The following is a 17,366-nucleotide window of genomic DNA, read 5'->3' on the forward strand; positions in this document are numbered from 1 at the left end:
TTTTGGATCAGATTCTCATCTCAACTTATTTGGAGATGTGAGCGATCAGGTCCAGAACTTTGTTGGAGTAACCAGTTTCGTTGTCGTACCAGGAAACCAGTTTCACGAAGTTGTCGTTCAGTGCGATACCAGCTTTAGCATCGAACACGGAAGTGCAAACTTCACCGTTGAAATCGGTAGATACAACGTCGTCTTCGGTGTAGCCCAGAACGCCTTTCATTGCGCCTTCGGAAGCAGCTTTGATTGCTTTCTTAATTTCTTCATAAGAAGCAGCTTTTTCCAGACGAACGGTCAGGTCAACAACGGATACGTTCGGAGTAGGAACGCGGAACGCCATACCAGTCAGTTTGCCATTCAGTTCTGGCAGTACTTTACCTACTGCTTTAGCAGCACCGGTAGAGGACGGGATGATGTTCTGAGCTGCGCCGCGGCCGCCGCGCCAGTCTTTGTGAGACGGGCCATCAACGGTTTTCTGAGTTGCGGTGGTCGCGTGAACAGTTGTCATCAGACCTTCGATGATGCCGAAGTTGTCGTTGATAACTTTAGCCAGCGGTGCCAGGCAGTTGGTGGTGCAGGATGCGTTAGAAACGATGTCCTGGCCTTCGTATTTGTCAAAGTTAGCGCCTTTAACAAACATCGGAGTGTTGTCTTTGGACGGGCCAGTCAGAACGACTTTTTTCGCGCCAGCAGTGATGTGTTTACGAGCGGTTTCGTCAGTCAGGAACAGACCAGTTGCTTCTGCAACAACGTCAACACCTGCTTCGTTCCACTTCAGGTTAGCCGGATCACGTTCAGCGGTAACACGGATTTTTTTACCGTTAACGATCAGATGACCGTCTTTCACTTCAACGGTACCGTTGAAACGGCCGTGAGTGGAGTCATACTTCAGCATGTATGCCATGTAGTCAGCGTCTAACAGGTCGTTGATTGCAACGATCTCGATGTCAGAACGTTCCTGAGCAGCACGGAAAACAATGCGACCGATACGGCCAAAACCGTTGATACCTACTTTGATAGTCATATATTCCACCAGCTATTTGTTAGTGAATAAAAGGTTGCCTGTAAAATTACAAAAACCTTACGCAGCGTCAAGCGGAATCGTGTCAATCATTGCGACAAATCAATACTGAGCATACCTTCGCACCATTGATCTGCCTCACTCTCCCTTTGAGCCCAATTCCATATTGGGGCTGCGCCCGGAATTTTAAAGGTCGGTAAAGATAAAAATGTGATGTAAATCACAATTATCTGGGCTGCCTTTTGGCATCGAATAAGTTTAGAACAAAAGTCCACGCTTCATTGTTAATGTTTTGTTAGAATCGGCCGGTAACGTTGTCCTTTCACAGTGAGAAGCATGCACATGGCGAATAAACCCTCCTCAGACGAACTCAAAAAAAATTTGAGTGAGATGCAGTTTTACGTGACGCAGAATCACGGTACTGAGCCGCCGTTCACCGGACGACTGCTCCACAACAAGCGCGACGGCATCTACCACTGCCTGGTATGCGATGCGGCGCTGTTTCGCTCAGATTCGAAGTATGACTCAGGTTGCGGTTGGCCGAGCTTCTACGAGCCGGTCAGCGACGAGGCAATTCGTTATCTGAATGACTACTCGCACGGCATGCAGCGCACCGAAATTCGCTGCGGAAATTGCGATGCGCACCTCGGGCATGTGTTCCCCGACGGTCCGCAACCTACCGGCGAGCGTTTTTGCGTAAATTCGGCGTCATTAAGCTTCAACGACGACGATAACGGCGAGCAAATTAAAGGTTAGAGAAACGATTCAGCAAATTATTCCAACGTGGAGTCGAGCGGACCATGGAAATCGAGCAAATGATAGACAGCATGACCCCCGAAGTTTACCAGCGTCTGGTGACCGCGGTGGAGCTGGGAAAATGGCCGGATGGCGTGGCGTTAACCGAGGCCCAGAAAGAGAACAGCCTGCAGCTGGTGATGCTCTATCAGGCGCGGCATAACAGCGATGCTCAGCATATGACCATCGATACCAACGGCCAGATGGTGATGAAGAGCAAGCAGCAGCTGAAAGAAGATTTCGGCATTGCACCCAAGCCGATCTCCACGTTTAAACTGCAGTAACCGCCCGGACGACCCGGTGACGGTTGGCACCAGTCCATCCCCCGTCAAGCAACGCGCGACCGGGGGATGAACTGATGAGCACAGTTCACGGCAGGATTAAGGCTGCGTTTCCTGCCAGTCGTCAGCGGTATACAGCGTGGCGCCAGCGGCGGCCATCTCCATAAAGGCGTGGGCGCTGTCCTGCGGCTGAAGGTTGACCCCGCGGCAGCCGTCGGTGATCACGTTCACGACATAGCCCAGCGCCAGCGCGTCCAGCACGGTAAATTTGACGCAGTAATCGGTCGCCAGACCCAGGACGATGAGTTCGCTGATGTCGCGTTCCCGCAGCCACGCATCCAGCCGGGTTTTCTGGCGATGTCCGTTATCAAAAAAGGCGCTGTAGCTGTCGATCGCCGGATTTTCACCTTTATGGAACACCTCGCTGATAGCCTGCTGCTTCAGCAGCGGATGCAGCGCCGCACCTTCGCTGTTCTGCACGCAGTGATCCGGCCAGAACGTCTGCGCCAGGCCGTCAAGCTGACCCTGGGAGTAGGGTTCAACCTGATGCTGGCTGGCGAAGCTGCCATGATCCGCCGGGTGCCAGTCCTGGCTGGCGACAACGGGCTCACCCCGGGCCAGGCACGCGTCGATTAGCCGGTTAGCGACATCAATGGTGCTGTCACCCTCCGGTACGGCCAGCGCGCCGCCGGCGCAAAAATCATTCTGTAAATCAACCAACAAAAGTGCGCGATGGGTCATCGGTTCTCCTTACTCGTCAGGGGTCAGCTCGCCGCGCAGATTTTCCTGCATCAGCTGGCGGATGGCCTCGACGCTGAGATTCTGGCTCAGCAGATAGTGTAGCTTGGTCAGCGTCGCCTCGACGGTCATATCGAAACCGCTGATAACTCCGGCCTGGGCGAGGGCGTTGCCGGTAGCATAGCCCCCCATATTGACTTTACCCGACATGCATTGAGTCAGGTTGATCACCACGATCCCGCGTTGACTGGCTTCCGCCAGCACCGCGATAAACTCACCGTTTTGCGGGGCGTTGCCGACGCCGTAAGAGCGCAGGATCAGCGCTTTGACCGGCTGGCGCAGGAAGTTACGCACCACATCGGCGGAAATCCCTGGGTAGATCGTCACCACGCCAATGGGCTGCGGGGTAATCGGGTGGACAATCAGCTCACCGTTACCCTGTGGCGCAGGCGGCGTACCGAGGCGTCGAATATGGATCCCGGCTTCCAGCAGCGGGGCCAGGTTCGGGGAGGCGAAAGCATTGAAACCGTCGGCATGAGCTTTGGTGGTGCGGTTGCCGCGATACAGTCGGTTGTTGAAAAACAGCGACACTTCATTGATGGGATAATTGGCGGCAACGTAGAGGGCATTCAGCAGGTTGATTTGCCCGTCGGAACGCAGCTCGGCCAGCGGGATTTGTGACCCTGTCACAATGACCGGTTTCCCCAGATGCTCCAGCATGAACGACAGCGCTGATGCGGTGAACGCCATGGTGTCGGTGCCGTGCAGAATCACGAAACCGTCGTACTCGTCATAATGAGCGCGAATGTCGTCAGCAATATGCTGCCAGTCTTCCGGTGTCATATCAGAAGAGTCCATCAGCGGCTCATATTCATGAATCGTAAAATCCGGCATCTCCGGACGGTGGAACTCAGGCATCAGCGCAAGCTGGCGCTGCAGGTGGCCGGAAACGGGGATATAACCGTGTTCAGAGCGCTGCATACCGATGGTCCCACCGGTGTAGGCAACGTAAATCGATTTCTTTTGCATATCATCGCTTAGGTTGTACGTAGACAGGCGCAGTATAAAGTGACGTATCGAAAATTACACATACTTCAGGTCACAGCTGCATTGGCCGGGGGGCGTTCTGACTAAGATTGCTGGCGCGGGTTCGCCCCGCTGACATCGATAACAACGTCAGTGGGGCGTATCTGCCGGGAAAGGATTAACGAATGTTGGCGCAGGTCAGGCAGAAGGCGTAACGGTTTTGTGGATCGTTAAACGCGGCAAGCTTATCGCTCTCCGCTTTGACCACATTGGCGGCAGCGGCGACAGGTGCCGGCAGCCAGGCCTGTATTGCGGCCGGCAGCGAAGCACGCACCGAACCGGTCAGGCTATCAATCACCATTGAGAAGAAGGTCGGATCTTCCTGGTAGTAATCGATATGCCACTGCTTCAGCTTCGCCAGTTCAGCGGCTTTTGCCACCGCATCGTCAAAGTCGCCGAGGCTATCGACCAGCCCGTTGGCCTTCGCATCTTCACCCGTCCAGACGTGACCCTGAGCAATCTGGTCGATTTTCTCCGGCGTGCTGTGACGTGAGTTAGCCACCAGCGTGATAAAGCGCTTGTAGCCGTTCTCGATGCTCAACTGCATCAGCTGCTGCACTTCAGGCGGCAGGGATTTGGTGGTGGACACATCCGCCAGCGCGGAGGTCGCCACGCCATCGGTATGTACGCCAATCGAGTCCAGCGTATTTTCAACGGTGTTAATCACCCCGAAAATACCGATGGAGCCGGTGAGGGTGCTCGGGTTTGCCACGATGTAGTTAGCCGGCGTGGAGATCCAGTAACCGCCAGACGCGGCCATACCGCCCATGGAGACCACCACCGGTTTACCGGCTGCTTTCGCCGCCGCCAGCTCTTCACGAATGACTTCCGATGCGCTGACGCTGCCGCCAGGGCTGTTTACGCGCAGGACGATCGCTTTCACTTTCGGATCGAGACGGGCATCGCGGATCTGAGCCACAGTGGTGTCGCCGCCGACGTTGCCTGGGGTCTCTTCGCCATCCATGATCGCGCCGTTAGCAAAGATCACCGCAATGGAAGCACCCTGATCGGCCGGCGTTTTGACGTTGTAATCGTAATAGCTGATGGCGCGATAGTTATTATCCGCTTTGCTCCAGCCAAACTGTTTGGTGAGCGCTTTCTCCACGTCGGTGGAGGTGCCCAGCTCATCAACCAGTTTATTATTCAGCGCGTATTGTGCGGTATCGCCATCCACTTTACGCAGGCCGTCCAGCAGGCCCTGAGCGCCTGGGAACAGCTGCTGCGCCGTGATTTGACGGTTGGCAGCGATGGTATTGAGGTAGTTCTGCCACAGTTCGCCAATCCAGCGGCTATCGGCTTCACGGGCGGCCGGTGACATATCGTCGCGGATAAACGGCTCAACCGCCGATTTATAGGTACCGACGCGGAAGACATGGGTAGACACTTTCAGTTTATCGAGCAGCGACTTGTAGTACAGCCCGTTGGTGGCAAAACCGTGCAGGTCGACTTCACCCTGTGGAGACAGCCAGATTTTGTTGGCGAAGCTCGCCAGATAATACTGCCCCTGGCTGTAGCTGCTACCAACGGCATAGACCGGCTTACCGCTGTCGCGGAATTCGCGCAGGGCTTTACCGATGTACTGCATCGACGGCTGATCGCCGCCGGCAAAATTTTTCAGATCCAGCACGATACCGGTGATATTCCGGTCATCTTTGGCCTGACGAATGGTTTGGACGATATCAAACAGCGAGTTTTCCTGCAGGCGGTCGGAGCTGGCGCCAAAAAGCTGGCGACCGATAACCCCGAGCTTGCTGCTGGCGGACGGTTTATCCACCACCACGCCGGTGATATCCAGCAGCAACGCGCCGCGTGCCGCATGTTCCGGTGTGCTGCTGCTGAACTGCGCCCAGATACCGACACACACCAGGACCAGCAGCAGGAATACCAGGTTCAGTGCGAGCTGGCGAATAAAATTGAGCACCCGCCATGTCCATTTAAAAAATCCGGCGAGCAGCCGCCAAAGAGTTCGCATGTATTCTCCCTAACATTGTTAAAAATGGGCTAACCGCGGGGGTTGCCGCGTCTGGTTATCCTAAAGAGACGACTGGCGGTTGTCAGCAGGAATCACCGGTCGTGCTGTAACAAAATTCTCGTGCATGTTAATTTTATGAAAAATGACATCACAGGAGTTATACAGATGGATGCTCTCGAACTACTGGTTAACCGCCGCAGCGCCTCGCGCCTGACCGAACCGGCACCGGCTGGCGAACAGCTGGAAAACATTCTTCGCGCTGGCCTGCGCGCCCCGGACCACGGCACGCTGCAGCCGTGGCGCTTTTATATTATTGCTGATGACGGCCGCGAACGCTTCAGCCAGCTGCTGGAGAAAGGGGCGATTGCCGCCGGGCAGGATGAAAAAGGGATCGAAAAAGCACGTAGCGCGCCGTTCCGTGCGCCGTTGATCATTACCGTCGTCGCCCGCTGCGAAGATCATCCGAAGGTGCCGAAGTGGGAGCAGGAGATGTCGGCGGGATGTGCGGTAATGGCCATGCAGATGGCGGCGGTCGCGCAAGGCTTTAACGGCATCTGGCGCAGCGGCGCCCTGACCGAAAGCCCGGTGGTTCGTGACGGCTTTGCCTGCCGTGAGCAGGATAAAATCGTCGGTTTTCTCTACCTCGGTACGCCGCAGCTGAAAGCCTCCACCACCATTTCAGTGCCTGACACCTCGCCGTTTGTGATCCGTTTCTGATCGCCATCGGATAGCCCGGCAGGCATAACCTGCCGGGCTGTGTGGAAACGCTCTCTTTTGAATCTGCCCGGAAACGTGCCCCTTGCGATAAATGCAGCAGAATTTGTATTTGTCACCCCCTCCACCGGTAAAATCGGACTTTTGTCTGCTTAATGAGCAACCACTCGCGATTTAAGACTGACGGACTTACTACCTTGGCGTTTGAGCGCTACCATAGCGGGATTGCAATGACAGGAGATGTCCATGAGCGAGCAAGCTATTCGTTTAACGCAATACAGCCACGGAGCCGGTTGTGGTTGTAAAATTTCCCCGAAAGTGCTGGAAACGATCCTCAAGAGCGATCGGGCCAAGTTTATCGACCCGAACCTGCTGGTCGGCAATGAGACCAGCGATGATGCCGCGGTCTACGACCTGGGCAACGGTACGTCCATTATCAGCACCACCGACTTTTTTATGCCGATTGTCGATAATCCGTTCGACTTTGGGCGTATCGCCGCGACCAACGCCATCAGCGACATCTTCGCGATGGGTGGAAAACCGATCATGGCGATTGCCATTCTGGGCTGGCCGATCAATACCCTGGCGCCGGAAATTGCCCGCGAAGTGGTTGATGGCGGGCGCTTTGCCTGTCAGCAGGCCGGTATCTCGCTGGCGGGCGGCCACTCCATTGACGCCCCGGAGCCTATTTTTGGCCTCGCGGTGACCGGCGTCGTGCCGACGGAGCGAATCAAGAAAAACAGTACCGCCCAGGCGGGCTGCAAGCTCTTCCTCACTAAACCTCTCGGGATTGGCGTGTTGACCACGGCAGAGAAAAAATCGCTGCTCAAAGCAGAGCATCAGGGACTGGCAACGGAAACCATGTGCCAGATGAACCTCGCCGGGGCGGCTTTCGCCAATATTGAAGGGGTCAAAGCGATGACCGACGTCACCGGTTTTGGTCTGTTGGGCCACCTGAGTGAAGTGTGCCGCGGCGCTGGCGTGCAGGCGTTGCTTAACTATGCGGATATCCCGAAACTGCCGGGCGTGGAAGCGTATATCGCGGCGGGCGCGGTGCCTGGCGGTACCGGGCGTAACTTTGCCAGCTACGGTCACCTGATGGGCGAGATGCCGGCAGAGTGGCGCGATCTGCTGTGCGATCCGCAAACCTCCGGCGGTCTGCTGCTGGCGGTGACGCCGGATGCGCAGGATGAGGTCTGTGCCGCTGCGCAAGAGTTCGGCATTCAACTGGCCGCCATCGGCGAGCTGGTAACCGCCAGGGGCGGACGCCCGATGATCGAGATCCGTTGATTACATGCGGTTGTTTATAGCGGAAAAACCCAGCCTCGGGCGTGCCATCGCTGAAGTGCTACCCAAACCGCACCGGAAAGGTGATGGCTATATCGAGTGTGGCAACGGGCAGGTGGTCACCTGGTGTATCGGCCATCTGCTGGAGCAGGCCCAGCCGGACGTCTATGACGGCCGCTATGCACGCTGGAACCTTCTGGACCTGCCCATTGTGCCGGAAAAATGGCAGCTGCAGCCAAAACCGTCGGTCACCAAGCAGCTCAACGTGATCAAGCGTCTGCTTGGCGATGCGCAGGAGGTGATTCACGCAGGTGACCCCGACAGAGAGGGGCAGTTGCTGGTGGATGAAGTGCTCGACTATCTGCAGCTGGCGCCGGAAAAGCGTCAGCAGGTGCAGCGCTGCCTGATTAACGACCTTAACCCGCAGGCGGTAGAGCGGGCGATTTCGCGTCTGCGCGCCAACAGCGAATTTATTCCGCTGTGCGTGTCGGCCCTGGCGCGCGCCCGTGCCGACTGGCTGTATGGCATCAACATGACCCGCGCCTATACGCTGCTGGGCCGCAATGCCGGCTATCAGGGCGTGCTCTCGGTCGGCCGTGTCCAGACGCCGGTACTGGGGCTGGTGGTGCGGCGTGACGAAGAGATCGAGAACTTCGTGGCCAAAGATTTCTTTGACGTCAAAGCACATATCGTGACGCCGAAAGAGGAACATTTCGTCGCCACCTGGCAGCCAAGCGATGCCTGCGAACCCTATCAGGATGAAGAGGGCCGCTTGCTGCATCGCCCGTTGGCTGAGCACGTCGTAGCGCGCATTGAAGGCCAGCCGGCGCTGGTGACCGCCTATAACGATAAGCGGGATTCTGAGCCGGCACCGCTGCCGTTTTCCCTCTCGGCGCTGCAGATTGAGGCCGCGAAACGCTTCGGCTTTAGTGCGCAGAACGTGCTGGATATCTGCCAGAAGCTGTATGAAACGCACAAGCTGATCACCTATCCGCGTTCAGACAGCCGCTACCTGCCGGAGGAGCATTTCGCCGGTCGCCATTCGGTGCTGAATGCTATTGCGGTGCATGCCGCGGATCTGCTGCCGCAACCGGTGGTTGACCCGGAAATCCGCAACCGCTGCTGGGATGACAAAAAGGTCGATGCTCACCATGCGATCATCCCGACCGCCCGCAGCAGCAAGGTGAAGCTCACGGATAACGAAGAGAAGGTCTATGGCCTGATTGCCCGTCAGTATCTGATGCAGTTCTGTCCGGATGCGGTATTCCGTAAGTGTCAGATCGATCTCGATATCGCCAACGGCAAATTTGTCGCCAAAGCGCGCTTCCTGGCGGAAGCCGGCTGGCGGACGCTGCTCGGCAACAAAGAGCGCGATGAAGAGAACGACGGGACGCCGCTGCCGGTGGTGGCGAAGGACGACGAACTGCTGTGTGAAAAGGGCGAGGTCGTTGAACGCCAGACTCAGCCGCCGCGCTACTTCACCGATGCGACGCTGCTGTCGGCGATGACCGGGATCGCCCGCTTTGTGCAGGATAAAGATCTGAAGAAAATCCTGCGCGCGACCGACGGCCTGGGAACGGAAGCGACCCGTGCCGGGATCATCGAGCTGCTGTTTAAGCGCGGTTTTCTGGTTAAAAAAGGGCGCTATATTCACTCTTCCGACGCGGGACGGGCGTTGATCCACTCGCTGCCGGAAATGGCGGCCCGCCCGGATATGACCGCCCACTGGGAGTCGGTGCTGACGCAAATCAGCGAAAAGCAGTGCCGCTATCAGGACTTTATGCAGCCGCTGGTCGGCACGTTGTACCAGTTGATTGACCAGGCCCGGAGCACGCCGGTGCGCCAGTTCCGCGGCATCGTCGCTCCCGGAGATGGCAAAAAGAGCTTCAGCAAAGGCAAGGCGAAAGCTAAACCGAAAGCACGAAAACCGGCGGCGGATCCCGCCGCTGACAATCCATAATAAAAAACCCCGGCTGTCCGGGGTTTTTTATGCGTGGTGCTCAGGTCGTTGTGCGGCAGGTCTTAGATAACGCCCTGCGCCAGCATGGCGTCAGCCACTTTGACGAACCCGGCGATGTTGGCGCCACGAACGTAGTTAGTCTGCTGAGCCTCACCGCCGTATTCAACACAGGCGTGGTGAATGTCGAGCATGATGTGATGCAGACGCGCGTCGACTTTCTCGGCTTTCCAGCTCATGCGCGCGGCGTTCTGCGCCATTTCGAGGCCTGAAGTGGCAACGCCGCCGGCGTTGGCCGCTTTGCCCGGTGCGAACAGGACGCCCGCTTCGAGGAACAGGTCGGTGGCGGCGATCGTGGTCGGCATATTGGCGCCTTCCGCAACAGCCTTCACGCCGTTTGCAATCAGCACGCGCGCGGCATCGGTATCCAGTTCGTTCTGGGTGGCGCATGGCAGCGCGATATCAACCGGCACGGACCACGGCTGCTGGCCTTCGAGGTAAACCAGACCATATTCACGCGCGTAATCGGCAACCCGGCCGTCGCGGCTGGCTTTGATTTCGCACAGACGGGCAAGTTTTTCCGGCGTGAAGCCGGCTTCATCGACCACGGTGCCGCTGGAGTCGGAAGCGGTGATGACGCGCGCGCCCAGCTCCATCGCTTTTTCGATGGCGTACTGCGCGACGTTGCCGGAACCGGAGACCGCAACGCGCATCCCTTCAAAGCCCAGACCGTGACGCTTGAGCATCGCGTCGGTGAAGTAGACCAGGCCGTAACCGGTCGCTTCCGGACGGATCAGGCTGCCGCCGAAGGAGAGCCCTTTACCGGTGAAGACGCAGGCGCTGTTGTTGGAGAGCTTACGCATCATCCCGGCCATAAAGCCGACTTCACGACCGCCAACGCCGATATCGCCCGCCGGAACGTCGGTATCCGGGCCTAAATGACGATACAGCTCGGTCATCAGCGCCTGACAGAAGCGCATCACTTCGCCATCGCTTTTACCTTTAGGATCGAAGTCGCTACCGCCTTTACCGCCGCCCATTGGCAGCGTGGTGAGGGCATTCTTGAAGGTCTGTTCAAAGCCGAGGAACTTGAGGATCGACAGGTTAACCGACGGGTGGAAGCGCATCCCGCCTTTGTACGGACCAATGGCGGAGTTGAACTGCACGCGCCAGGCGCGGTTGACCTGAACCTGATTGCGGTCGTCGACCCAAACCACACGGAACTGAATAGCACGTTCTGGTTCAACCAGACGTTCCAGCAGCGAGAGCTGGCGATAGCGCGGATTTTCCTCAAGGAACGGCCACAGCGTGGTCATGACCTCGCGGACGGCTTGAGCAAATTCGGTTTGCTGAGGATCGCGCTGTTGAACGCGGGTGAGAAAACTTTCCAGAGTGCACATCTGATCCATAGATATAATTTCCCCTTATGGTTGTGGTTGCATGTATTCGCGTCACATTTCAGATTGCCTCGTCGCCAGCGTCAAAAGCGTGTTAGCGGCGGTTGCGCGGTAATCTGAATGATTTTTGGTCTGTTTTTTTATTATGCGGCCCTTGAAAAGGCCGGTTTTCCGACTATAACACCGGGAATCGTTAGGCAAGCAAGGAAAAATTAACCTGACAGGAAAATTTATAATCTGGCGTCTGTCATAACTAAAAACGATGACGCCAGATGAAAGGGCTAGCGGGGAAGGTCGGTCGCGCGTTGGGCGATAAAGGCATGCAGCAGCGGGACATCCGCCGGGGCGAGGTTAAAGGTTAACGCCTCCTGCGGGGTACACCAGTGCAGTTGCTGGTGGTAGCGGGCGGCGAGCAGCCCGCTAAAACGCGGCACCCACCAGGCGTGCAGGTGAATCAGGCGGCCGGAAACCTCGCGCTGATGGCTGGCGATGTAGCGTTCCACTTCGGCGGTGATGCCGAGCTCTTCCTGCAGTTCGCGGATCAGCGCCTGGGGCTGGCTTTCGCCAGGCTCGACTTTGCCACCGGCAAACTCCCACATGCCAGGCTGATCGGCGTGGGCAGGGCGCTGCGCCAGCAGAATGTTGCCGTCCTGTTCAATGACGGCGGCCACTACATCAAGCGTTTTTTGCATCTGAATCATCGTTCCTTGCAGGATAATGGCCTATTATCACCGTCTTTGTCTGTACCAGACAACCTTTAGCCCGCTGGAGATATGTCGTGCTCGATCGTCATCTGCATCCCCGCCTGAAACCGTTACTCAATGTTTGCGCTGCGCGTCTGGAGCGCATCGGCGTGACGGCCGATGGCGTTACGCTGACCGGCTTCGCCATTGGCGTACTGGCGTTACCGTTTCTGGCGTTAGGCTGGTACGGCGCAGCGTTGGTGGCGATTGTGCTGAACCGCCTGCTGGACGGCCTGGATGGTGCGCTGGCGCGTCGTCGGGGATTGACCGACGCGGGCGGGTTTCTTGATATCGCGCTCGATTTTCTGTTTTATGCGCTGGTACCGTTTGGTTTTATCCTCGCCGATCCGGCACTGAACGCGGTGGCCGGCGGCTGGCTGCTGTTTGCTTTTATCGGCACCGGCAGCAGTTTCCTCGCCTTTGCGGCGCTGGCGGCAAAACATCAGATTGATAACCCAGGCTACGCCCACAAATCTTTTTACTATCTGGGCGGGTTGACGGAGGGGAGTGAAACGATCCTGCTGTTTGTGCTCTGCTGCCTGTTTCCGGCGCACTTTGCGTGGCTGGCCTGGCTGTTCGGCACGCTGTGCTGGCTGACGACCGCCACCCGGATTTACAGTGGCTACCTGACGCTGAAGCAGCTTCAGCGTCAGGCGTAGAGGATTACAGGCTACTCTGGGGCCCGCGTTCGCCGCGCTGTACCGGGTTTTTCGGATTGCTGCTCCATTCGTACCAGCCGCCGTCATACACCGAGACATTTTTCCAGCCCATGGCCCGGGCATACATGAAGGTTTCAGAAGCGCGCCAGCCGGTACCGCAGTAGAACGCCACCTGCTGATCCGGGCGGATATTCCACTGTTGCCACATCGCAGCAATATCGTCGGCGCTGCGCATGGTGCCGTCCGGGTTATGGAAGTCTTCCATGTGGGTTGAGTCACTACCGGCGTGTCCCCAGCGGGCACCGGCGATCTCACCTTTGGGCTTGATATAGCTGTAGCCGCTGGTGGTGCCGACAAACTCAGGCCAGGAACGAATGCTGACCAGCGACGCATCCTGGCGGTGCAGCAGCCCGCGCGCCTGTTGCTCATTGAGCATCAGCTGCGGCTGACCGGGGATCGGTGCGCCGAAGTCCGGCGCCGGTTTCGGCTCCGCTGGCGTCCCTCGTTCTACCGGCAAGCCCGCATCGGACCAGGTTTTCCAGCCGCCATCGAGCAGACGAACGTCCTTCACTCCGGCATACAGCAGAATCTGCGCCACGCGGGCCGCTGCATACACGTCACGGCCGTAGAGGATCACCGTGGTGTCGTGGCGAATCCCCTGTTTTGCCAGCAGTGCCTTCAGCTTGTCGTCAGAGACCTTGTTCCACAGCGGTTCGCTCTCCACCTCGTTGGTATCGATGTAGCCGGCGCCGGGAATATGATTCAGCAGATAAAACTTCGGCGCGCCCCAGGCGGCCTCCAGCACTTTCCACTCTCCGGCCGGCGCGGCGGCCACCGCTTTGCCTTGCTGGAGATCGTGCAGCCACTGCGGGTAAACCAGTTGTTCAAAATGCGGCAGCTTTTGCAGGCGGTCGGCCTGGGTGAGCGCATCGCTCAGGGTGTTGAGGTGGGTAAACCCTGCGGCCTGCAGACGCGCTGCCACTTTGCGGTTGTCCGCTTCGCTATCGTACAGCGCCAGCGGCGAGGTGGCCTGCAGCTGGTGCTGTTTCGCCCAGGCGCTAAGCTGGTCGTCGCTCATGGCGCTGAGCCAGCTGGCGGAGAGGTTCAGCGCCTGCGGTTCATGGCCCTGGGGACCGTTGGCGGACTGGGGCCAGCCGTTGTAGAACGCGCTCAGACGGGTATCGATAGCGACACCGTGCTGTTGTTGCAAGGCGGAGAGCGTCAGCGTTGGCATGGTTTCAGCGGCGGAGGTGGTAGTAGCAGCAAGCCCGATCAGCAGGGCGAGTGCGGTCAATTGAGAAACACGTTTCATCGAAATGCCCGACAAGAGAAAATTGAGCGCACATTCTCCACTGCGACGCGGGCAAATTCTTTGCGGTAACGCAGGTTCGCCGGGGTTTCATTGCCAGTCGCTCATTTTCAGACAACGACCGTGGTCGGGGATATCGTGGCTGTCGTGAGTCACCAGCACGGCGGGGATCGCCAGCCGCGCCAGTTCATCGAAAACCCACTGGCGAAAATCGGCGCGCAGTTCGGCATCCAGGCGGTTAAAAGGCTCGTCCAGCAGCAGCGCCAGCGGCCGCGCCAGCAGCGCCCGCAGCAGGCTCACTCGCGCACGCTGGCCGCCGGAGAGGGTCGCCGGATCGCGGGAGTCGAACCCGGCCAATCCGGCCCGCTCCAGCGCCTGTTGCACCTGATCTTTGCGTTCGCCGCCGCGCACTTCAGCCGGCAGCGCCAGCAGCAGATTGTGCCCGACGCTGAAGTGATCAAACAGCAGCGCATCCTGAAATAAAATCCCGATCCGACGCCGTTCGGTGGGCAGCGTGTCGCAGCGGCTGTCGGCCAGCCACAGTTCGCCCGTGGCCTGAAAATGTTCCGCCAGCGCGCCTACCATCCAGGCAAACAGCGTGGATTTCCCGCTACCGGAAGGGCCCATCAGCGTCAGCACTTCGCCGGCACGCACGGAAAACCCGACCTCGCGCAGCAGCGGCTGGTGGTGTTGTGTCAGGGTCAGATTCTTGACGGTGAGCACTAGCGTAATCCTCGGCGATAGCGGCCAGCCACGAAGGCCAGCAGGGCAGTCAGACTAAAACAGAATGCCGGCAGCAGCAGTTGCCATAAGGCCTGCGCGGCAAGGGTTTGCGTATCGCCGCCGGCGCTGAGCGCCACGGCTTCACTGGTGAGGGTGGTCATCCGCCCGGCCCCTAACCACAGTGTAGGCAGATATTGCGCGATACTCACCGAAAAACCGACCGCCAGCGCCGCCAGCAGCGGACGCAGCATCAGCGGCAGCGTGACCCGGAAGAATATCTTACCGCGTCCCCAGCCAAGGGTGCGGGCGACCAACGCCATACGCGGATCGCGCTGCCGCCACGCCGGGCGCAAAATAAATAACATCCACGGGATCACCCACAGCAGATGGCCCCACAATACGGTCATTAACTGGCCGTCCAGCCAGGCGTACAGCGCCAGCTGATACTGTCCGTCAGCCAGCGGGAGCGCGGGTAATACCAACGGCAGCCAGACCCAGCTATCGCCACGGGACGGGCCACACTCCAGCCACAGCAGGCACAGCGCAGCGCCGATCGGCGCGGCCAGCAGCGCCAGCGTCAGGCTGGTGGCGAGGCTGCCGCTGACCGGCGCGCTGCCGTATGCCAGCCAGGCCAGAAACAGCGCGCAGCCCAGACCGCAGAACGGCAGAAGGCCTGCCAGCAGTCGACCGGATTGCGCTTTCGGTTGCGGGCGGCGAATGCCGCGCAGATCCGCGGGCTGCCGCTGCCGGAGACGCCACAGGCCCCAGCCGCCAGCGACCAGACCCGCGAGGATCAGCAGCAGCAGCAGGCTGGCGAGGGCCCCTTTTGCCTGCTGGAGTTCATCGCCCTGGTTTAACCATTGCCAGGCCAGCACCGCCAGGGTCGGTGGGTTTCCCGGACCGATCACCAGCGCAACATCGACCACCGACAGGCTCCACGCGGTGGTGGCGATCAGCACCAACGTCATCGCGGGCAATAGCGTCGGCAGAATAAGCCATTTCAGGCACTGCCAGCGGCCGTAGCCGAGGCTTTTCATCACCGTGACCTGCTCCGCCAGCCGTTTTTCTCCCAGCAGGCCATACACCACCCACAACAAAAAACCGCTCTCCTTGACGGCGAGGGTTAGCCCCAGGCCGATACCGTAACGGTCGGCGAAGGGGGTACACAGGGTACAGACACGATAGAACCAGCCGCCTTCGGCAAAGAGCAGCAGCGCCGCGGTAGCAAAAGCAACATGGGGCACCGCCAGCAGCAGCGGCAGACGTGAGGCCAGCCGCTGCCAGCCGCGAGAGGGCCACAGCGCGCTAACGATCGTCAGGGTGATCGCTGCCGCACCTGCCACCGCCAGCAGGGTTGAAACCAGGGTGGCGGCCAGCGCCTGCCACAGTTGTGGGTCGGCAAACAGCGCCTGCCAGCTGGCAAGCTGAAGCGCCGGGGCGATCATCAACGCGATGCCGGGGAGCACGGGCAGATAAATCAGCACCATGCTTCCCCAGGCCAGCAGGATCAGTGCGTACCGTAGCGGCGCAGCCATTCCTGCTCCAACGCATCAACCCAGGCCGCGTGCGGTTCCGCCAGTACCGGCGGTCTGTTTTGCGGCATCAGCACCTGTAGCGCTTGCTGCTGCTGGGTGGAGAGCGATTCCGGATTTAACACGCTCGGATCGCCCCAGATGGCCGGGTCGGCTTTACGCAACTGTGCCGCGGGCGAAAGCAGGAAATTGGCCACCACTTTGGCCCCGGCAGAGGCGCGGGCGCTGGCCGGGATCGCCACAAAGTGGACGTTGCCGAGCATGCCGCGTTTGAAGCCAAAGCTGTAGCTGTCAGTCGGCAGTTCACCGCTGGCGGCTTTCTGCAGGGCGTGCAATGGGTTAAAGGTCATTGATAACACGAGGGTGCCGTTGGTCAGCATCGCATCCATCCGGGAGGGGGACGCCGGGAAGTCCCGTCCTGCGCGCCATAGCTGAGGATGGAGCTGATCGAGATAGTGCCATAGCGGCGCGGTCACCGCGGCATAGCTTTTGGCGTCCGGCGGCTGACGCAGAGCCTCCGGCCGCTCCGTCAGGTTAATCAGCAACTGCTCGAGAAAAGCGGTCCCGGTGAAGTCCGGCGGACGCGGATAGGTGATGGTGCCTGGATGCGCGGTGGCAAAGTCCAGCAGGGCCTGCGCATCGCGGGGCGGCATCGGGGTTTGCGCGCGGCGGGCAATAAAGGTGAGCTGCGCGCCGCCCCATGGTGATTCAGCGCCATCGGTGGGGACGGAGAAATCTTCCCGGACCGGCAGACGGGTATCGACGTAACGCCAGTTAGGCAGCGACTCTGCCCAGCCGGTTTGCAGCAGCCTGGCGGCCTTCAGATTGTGAAAGTTCTCGCCATTGACCCACAGCAGATCCACCGAGCCATTATGCTTGCGCCCGGCCCGGGCCTCGCTTTTCAGGCGTTTGACGGTATCGGCAGCATCGGCGATATGCACGATCCGCAGATCGACGGCATAGTCGCGTTTCACTTCGTCGCTGACCCAGTCGAGGTAGCGATTCACCGCCGGGTCGCCGCCCCAGGCGTTAAACCACACCGTCTGACCGCGAGCCTGCTCTTTGATGAGCTGCCAGCTTTCACCGGCGCTGGCGATGCTCGGCGTGAACCACAGCGCCGCCAGCCAGAGTAAACAATAACGCATACCCATATCC

The 17,366-nt window shown here is 59.0% G+C and carries 16 protein-coding genes; 6 read left to right on the forward strand and 10 right to left on the reverse strand.

All coding sequences use genetic code 11. The features are described from left to right. Positions 1–25: 25 nt before the first annotated feature. Positions 26–1,021, reverse strand: a complete 996-nt coding sequence (gene gapA / locus EDF82_RS02180) for a glyceraldehyde-3-phosphate dehydrogenase (RefSeq protein ID WP_004860805.1) — start codon at positions 1,019–1,021, stop codon at positions 26–28. A gap of 339 nt (positions 1,022–1,360) precedes the next feature. Here gapA and msrB point away from each other — a divergent pair, with 339 nt between their 5' ends. Both msrB and EDF82_RS02190 read left to right on the forward strand, forming a co-directional pair. Then, on the forward strand, positions 1,361–1,774 hold the full coding sequence (gene msrB / locus EDF82_RS02185) for a peptide-methionine (R)-S-oxide reductase MsrB (protein WP_123753983.1): 414 nt from the start codon (positions 1,361–1,363) through the stop codon (positions 1,772–1,774). Between the two features lie 44 nt (positions 1,775–1,818). Beyond that, positions 1,819–2,097 (forward strand): YeaC family protein, encoded by a 279-nt coding sequence (locus EDF82_RS02190; RefSeq protein ID WP_123753984.1) that lies wholly within the window; start codon positions 1,819–1,821, stop codon positions 2,095–2,097. A gap of 96 nt (positions 2,098–2,193) precedes the next feature. On the opposite strand, the gene pncA is transcribed toward EDF82_RS02190, so the two are convergent. The 3 genes from pncA to sppA form a co-directional block, all read right to left on the reverse strand. After that, positions 2,194–2,835, reverse strand: coding sequence for a bifunctional nicotinamidase/pyrazinamidase (gene pncA / locus EDF82_RS02195; RefSeq protein ID WP_123753985.1), 642 nt, complete (start codon positions 2,833–2,835; stop codon positions 2,194–2,196). Between the two features lie 9 nt (positions 2,836–2,844). Then, entirely contained in the window at positions 2,845–3,861 is a 1,017-nt protein-coding gene (ansA, locus tag EDF82_RS02200) for an asparaginase (RefSeq protein WP_123753986.1), read from the reverse strand. A 175-nt stretch (positions 3,862–4,036) separates the two neighbouring features. Continuing rightward, complete coding sequence (sppA, locus tag EDF82_RS02205; protein ID WP_123753987.1) at positions 4,037–5,890, reverse strand: signal peptide peptidase SppA; 1,854 nt, start codon at positions 5,888–5,890, stop codon at positions 4,037–4,039. Between the two features lie 165 nt (positions 5,891–6,055). On the opposite strand from sppA, the gene EDF82_RS02210 reads away from it, so the two are divergent. From EDF82_RS02210 to EDF82_RS02220, 3 genes are all read left to right on the forward strand, one after another. Beyond that, the gene (locus EDF82_RS02210) at positions 6,056–6,607 is read left to right on the forward strand and encodes an NAD(P)H nitroreductase (RefSeq protein WP_123753988.1); all 552 of its coding nucleotides are present in this window, start codon (positions 6,056–6,058) and stop codon (positions 6,605–6,607) included. A gap of 243 nt (positions 6,608–6,850) precedes the next feature. After that, positions 6,851–7,894 (forward strand): selenide, water dikinase SelD, encoded by a 1,044-nt coding sequence (gene selD / locus EDF82_RS02215; RefSeq protein ID WP_123753989.1) that lies wholly within the window; start codon positions 6,851–6,853, stop codon positions 7,892–7,894. Between the two features lie 4 nt (positions 7,895–7,898). Continuing rightward, positions 7,899–9,851 (forward strand): DNA topoisomerase III, encoded by a 1,953-nt coding sequence (locus tag EDF82_RS02220; RefSeq protein WP_123753990.1) that lies wholly within the window; start codon positions 7,899–7,901, stop codon positions 9,849–9,851. 62 nt (positions 9,852–9,913) lie between these two features. Here EDF82_RS02220 and gdhA read toward each other — a convergent pair whose 3' ends face one another. Together gdhA and EDF82_RS02230 are read right to left on the reverse strand one after the other, a co-directional pair. Next, a complete protein-coding gene (gene gdhA / locus EDF82_RS02225) occupies positions 9,914–11,257 on the reverse strand; it encodes an NADP-specific glutamate dehydrogenase (RefSeq protein ID WP_123753991.1) in 1,344 nt (447 codons plus the stop codon). Between the two features lie 269 nt (positions 11,258–11,526). Further along, on the reverse strand, positions 11,527–11,937 hold the full coding sequence (locus EDF82_RS02230) for a pyrimidine (deoxy)nucleoside triphosphate diphosphatase (protein ID WP_123755451.1): 411 nt from the start codon (positions 11,935–11,937) through the stop codon (positions 11,527–11,529). A gap of 86 nt (positions 11,938–12,023) precedes the next feature. On the opposite strand from EDF82_RS02230, the gene EDF82_RS02235 reads away from it, so the two are divergent. Further along, entirely contained in the window at positions 12,024–12,647 is a 624-nt protein-coding gene (locus tag EDF82_RS02235) for a CDP-alcohol phosphatidyltransferase family protein (RefSeq protein WP_123753992.1), read from the forward strand. Positions 12,648–12,651: 4 nt separating this feature from the next. Here EDF82_RS02235 and EDF82_RS02240 read toward each other — a convergent pair whose 3' ends face one another. From EDF82_RS02240 to EDF82_RS02255, 4 genes are all read right to left on the reverse strand, one after another. Beyond that, on the reverse strand, positions 12,652–13,959 hold the full coding sequence (locus tag EDF82_RS02240; RefSeq protein WP_123753993.1) for a sulfurtransferase: 1,308 nt from the start codon (positions 13,957–13,959) through the stop codon (positions 12,652–12,654). Positions 13,960–14,046: 87 nt separating this feature from the next. Further along, positions 14,047–14,679 (reverse strand): ATP-binding cassette domain-containing protein, encoded by a 633-nt coding sequence (locus EDF82_RS02245; protein WP_123753994.1) that lies wholly within the window; start codon positions 14,677–14,679, stop codon positions 14,047–14,049. Next, complete coding sequence (locus EDF82_RS02250; protein ID WP_123753995.1) at positions 14,679–16,214, reverse strand: ABC transporter permease subunit; 1,536 nt, start codon at positions 16,212–16,214, stop codon at positions 14,679–14,681. The genes EDF82_RS02245 and EDF82_RS02250 overlap by 1 nt, the downstream gene beginning before the upstream one ends. Continuing rightward, complete coding sequence (locus tag EDF82_RS02255; protein WP_123753996.1) at positions 16,187–17,356, reverse strand: ABC transporter substrate-binding protein; 1,170 nt, start codon at positions 17,354–17,356, stop codon at positions 16,187–16,189. Before EDF82_RS02255 ends, EDF82_RS02250 begins: the two co-directional genes overlap by 28 nt. Positions 17,357–17,366: the final 10 nt, after the last annotated feature.

The sequence above is a fragment of the Klebsiella sp. BIGb0399 genome (assembly GCF_003752615.1).
GTDB lineage: Bacteria > Pseudomonadota > Gammaproteobacteria > Enterobacterales > Enterobacteriaceae > Klebsiella > Klebsiella lignicola.